Annotated in this window: 5 protein-coding genes; 1 reads left to right on the top strand and 4 read right to left on the bottom strand. The window is 66.5% G+C overall.

Annotated features, from left to right (window positions below; all coding sequences use genetic code 11):
• From EOA60_RS25405 to EOA60_RS25390, 4 genes are all read right to left on the bottom strand, one after another.
• On the bottom strand, positions 1-319 hold a 319-nt coding region (locus EOA60_RS25405; protein WP_281060775.1), incomplete at its 3' end, for a carbonic anhydrase.
• Positions 320-458: 139 nt separating this feature from the next.
• A complete protein-coding gene (locus EOA60_RS25400) occupies positions 459-1,226 on the bottom strand; it encodes a DUF429 domain-containing protein (RefSeq protein ID WP_095824174.1) in 768 nt (255 codons plus the stop codon).
• Positions 1,223-2,107: a pyridoxal kinase PdxY gene (gene pdxY, locus EOA60_RS25395; RefSeq protein ID WP_095824173.1), complete on the bottom strand. Its 885-nt coding sequence runs from the start codon at positions 2,105-2,107 to the stop codon at positions 1,223-1,225. Before pdxY ends, EOA60_RS25400 begins: the two co-directional genes overlap by 4 nt.
• 12 nt (positions 2,108-2,119) lie before the next feature.
• Positions 2,120-2,371: a hypothetical protein gene (locus tag EOA60_RS25390; RefSeq protein WP_095824172.1), complete on the bottom strand. Its 252-nt coding sequence runs from the start codon at positions 2,369-2,371 to the stop codon at positions 2,120-2,122.
• A gap of 155 nt (positions 2,372-2,526) precedes the next feature.
• Here EOA60_RS25390 and EOA60_RS25385 point away from each other — a divergent pair, with 155 nt between their 5' ends.
• A complete protein-coding gene (locus EOA60_RS25385; RefSeq protein ID WP_067001437.1) occupies positions 2,527-3,171 on the top strand; it encodes a LemA family protein in 645 nt (214 codons plus the stop codon).
• Positions 3,172-3,229 lie beyond the last annotated feature (58 nt).

Here is a 3,229-nt window from a genome sequence, read left to right as displayed (position 1 = left end):
GGCCATGGCCCATCACCACGATGTTCTTAACCTTCAGGCTCTGCACGGCGAACTCGAGCGCGGCAGAGGTCGAGTGGAACTCGCCGTCCGGCTCATAGGGCGGCACGAGATTGCCGACATTGCGCAGCACGAAGAGCTCGCCCGGCCCGGCATCGAAGATCGCTTCGGGGGCCGAGCGGGAATCGCAGCAGGCGACGATCATGGTCTCGGGCGCCTGGCCCTCGCGCGCCAGCGAGCGGTAGCGGTCGCTTTCGGCGGGATAGCGGCCGCTCATGAAGTTGCGATAGCCGGTCAGCAGATGTTCGGGGAGATGGGGCATTGGCGGCTAGAGCCTTTCCGAGGGTTTGGGGGCGGCAGCTCGTTGCGATCGAAAAAGCCTCTAGCGGCAAAAGCCGGTCGCGGGCAATGCCGAATTGCGGATGGCGGCGTCGCAAACGCATGCCGGCCGCCCCGTTCGGTCATGCCCAGATGGCGACCTGAATGCCGAAGCGGTCGGTCAGCGGCGGATCGGGCGAGGGCCGCGCCTCGCCGCTGGCGATGCGGCCGGCGATCAACATCATGGCGGCCGCGTCGAGGAAGTCGTCGCTGGCGGCACCCTTCGGCGGCGCCTGGTCGAGGAAGGTCTTGTCATAGCCTTGCCGGCAAAGCAGCGCCTTGCGCTCCTCCATGCCGGCCGGGTTGATAGTGCCCTTGATCTTCTTGGGCAGGATCATCGCGGTGCCGCCGTTCAGCCGACAGAAGGCGACTTCCGGGTGCGATTCGAAGATGCGGCCGCGTAAATCCGGTCGCGCGATCAACAGCTGGTCGATCTCGCGAATCTTCGAAAAAATACCGAAGGCCTGGATGGAAACGCCGCGCGGCGGATCCGAAGTCGTCATAGCCACCTCGCTTGCCCGCCGGTGCGCGGCATACCAGGCTTCCTCCGTGGTGAAGTTGCCGGTATCGGCGTAAAGCGCAGCGCGCGATGGTATGGCAAAGACGCTCGACTGCCGTGCTCCGAGCAGCGGCCGCACCAGCGCCTCCGGACCGCGACCGCCGCGGTTGGAAAAATCAGGCAGGCCGATCGGCATGTCGACGGCGATCGTGGCGTCGGGCAGGGCGTGTAGCAGAGCCTCGAAAGTCGCGAAGACCGATGCCGATGGCGGCGCGCCATGTTCGCGATGGACGGCGATCCAGCCGGCCTTGCAGCCGTCGACGCCGGCCGGCACGCCGCCGCCTGGCGTCACGCCCGCTTGTCCCGCCCGGGATGAAGGAGATGGCGAAGCTGCACCATCGCCATCGGATGCGAAAGGCTCTGCGCGTCCGTCTCGAGCTGCAGCTCGTCGCCGCCGCGTTTCGCCGTGCGCGCCAGGATCTCGTAGACGGCGGCCGTGGTCGACTGCAGCGCCTTCGCCGCCGGCTGGCCGGAAAGGATGCGGGCGAGATAGACGGCGGCCGTCAGGTCGCCCAACCCGTTCGGCGGCTTCTCGATCAGGCGGTGCTCGGCAAGCAGCGCCTGGCGGCCGTCGAGGAGGAAGTTACCGGTGCCGCCCGCCATCATCGAGGGTGCCGAGGTGACCAGCATGGTGGAGGGACCGGCGTGCAGGGCGGCCGCCGTCACCGATTTGATGTCGGGCAGCGGCGCTCCGGCCATCCATTCGAGCTCGTAGCGGTTGGGCGTGGCGATGTCGGCGATCGGCATCAGCCTGTCGCGCAGCGCGACGGCCGTCGGCTCCGGCACATAGAGCCCGCCCGAATCGCCCATCACCGGGTCGCAGACATAAAGGGCATCCGGCGTCCTCGCCTTGACGGCCGCAACCAGCGAAGCGACGGCCTCCGCCTGGCCGGCCTCACCGAGATAGCCCGAGAGCACCGCGCTCACCTCGCCCAGCCACGGCGCGCGCTCGAGGTCGGCCATCAGCGCCTTGAACTGATCGAGCGGCGGCACGATGCGGGTGGCGCGGCTGTGGCCTGGGTGCCAGGGCAGGATCACGGTCGGCACCGCCCAAACCGGGAAACCCAGCGTCTCCAGCGCGAAGACCGCGGCGCGGTTGCCGACCGAGCCGCGGGCGACATGACTGGAGATGACGATGACCGCGCGCGGCGCGTCGGTTTTATCAGCAATCATGAAATTCGGTTCCTAGCCACTCTGCGTGGCGGCATACACCAGCCACACCAACAGCCCAATGGCGATGATGAGGCCGAGCGTTCGGCCAATGCGGGTGCCCCAAACTTCGATCGGATCGGAGCGGTCGGCATCCGCCGCGGTCACGTGGTCGCGTGCGTCCTTCGCGGTGCGGGCGACGAAGGAAGCGCCGCCCGGCGTCGTTTCGCGCGCCACGCGCTCAAGGATGCGGCGCGATTCATTCTCGTCGTCCCGGCGCTCGGCCATGGCAAATGTCCTTTCCGGCCCGGAGCTTAGCCTGTTCGGTCGCGTATTCACAGGGGCGAGCGGCCAAGATCAGAGCGCTGCCACGACCGGGTCATTTTCTTGCGCACGGATTGTGGTAATGCTTCGCATCACAACTTCTGTCGAGGGGACCAATCATGTTCGCCGAGCGCCTTCTTCTACCCTCCGCTTTCCGCAATTTGCCGGCCTTGCTGATGATGGCCTTCGTGCTGCCGCTGCTTGCCGGCTGCGGCTACAACACCATCCCGACGGCGGAGGAGAATGCCAGGGCGGCCTGGAGCGAGGTGCTCAACCAGTATCAGCGTCGCGCCGACCTGATCCCCAACCTGGTCGAGACGGTGAAGGGCTACGCCTCGCACGAGAAGGACACGCTCGACGCGGTGGTCCAGGCGCGCGCCAAGGCGACGCAGATCACGGTGACGCCGGAGACGCTGAAGGATCCGGAAGCCCTCAAAAAATTTCAGGATGCCCAGGCCGGGCTGACGGGCGCGCTGTCGCGGTTGATCGCGGTCTCGGAAAACTATCCCGACCTCAAGGCCAACCAGAATTTCCTCGCGCTGCAGGCGCAGCTCGAAGGCACCGAGAACCGCATCGCGGTGGCGCGTCGCGACTACATCCAGGCGGTCAGGGAGTACAATCTGACACTGAGGACCTTCCCGTCGGTGCTGTGGGCGACATTCTGGTTCCGCGGCAATGAGCCGTTTGCGAACTTCACCGTAGAGGAAGACAAGATGCAGGTGCCGAAGGTGGATTTCGGCACGAGCACCAAGCAGGGCGGGTGAGCGGCGCGACTCAAATTTATTCGAGCTTGCAGGCCTTGCGTTCCTTCGCGCCCCCCTC

Origin of the sequence: Mesorhizobium sp. M1A.F.Ca.IN.020.06.1.1, from assembly GCF_004023265.1 — a bacterium.
Taxonomy (GTDB): Bacteria; Pseudomonadota; Alphaproteobacteria; order Rhizobiales; family Rhizobiaceae; genus Mesorhizobium.
The sequence above is the reverse complement of the archived record's forward strand: the minus strand, read 5'-3'. Positions and strand labels throughout refer to the sequence as shown.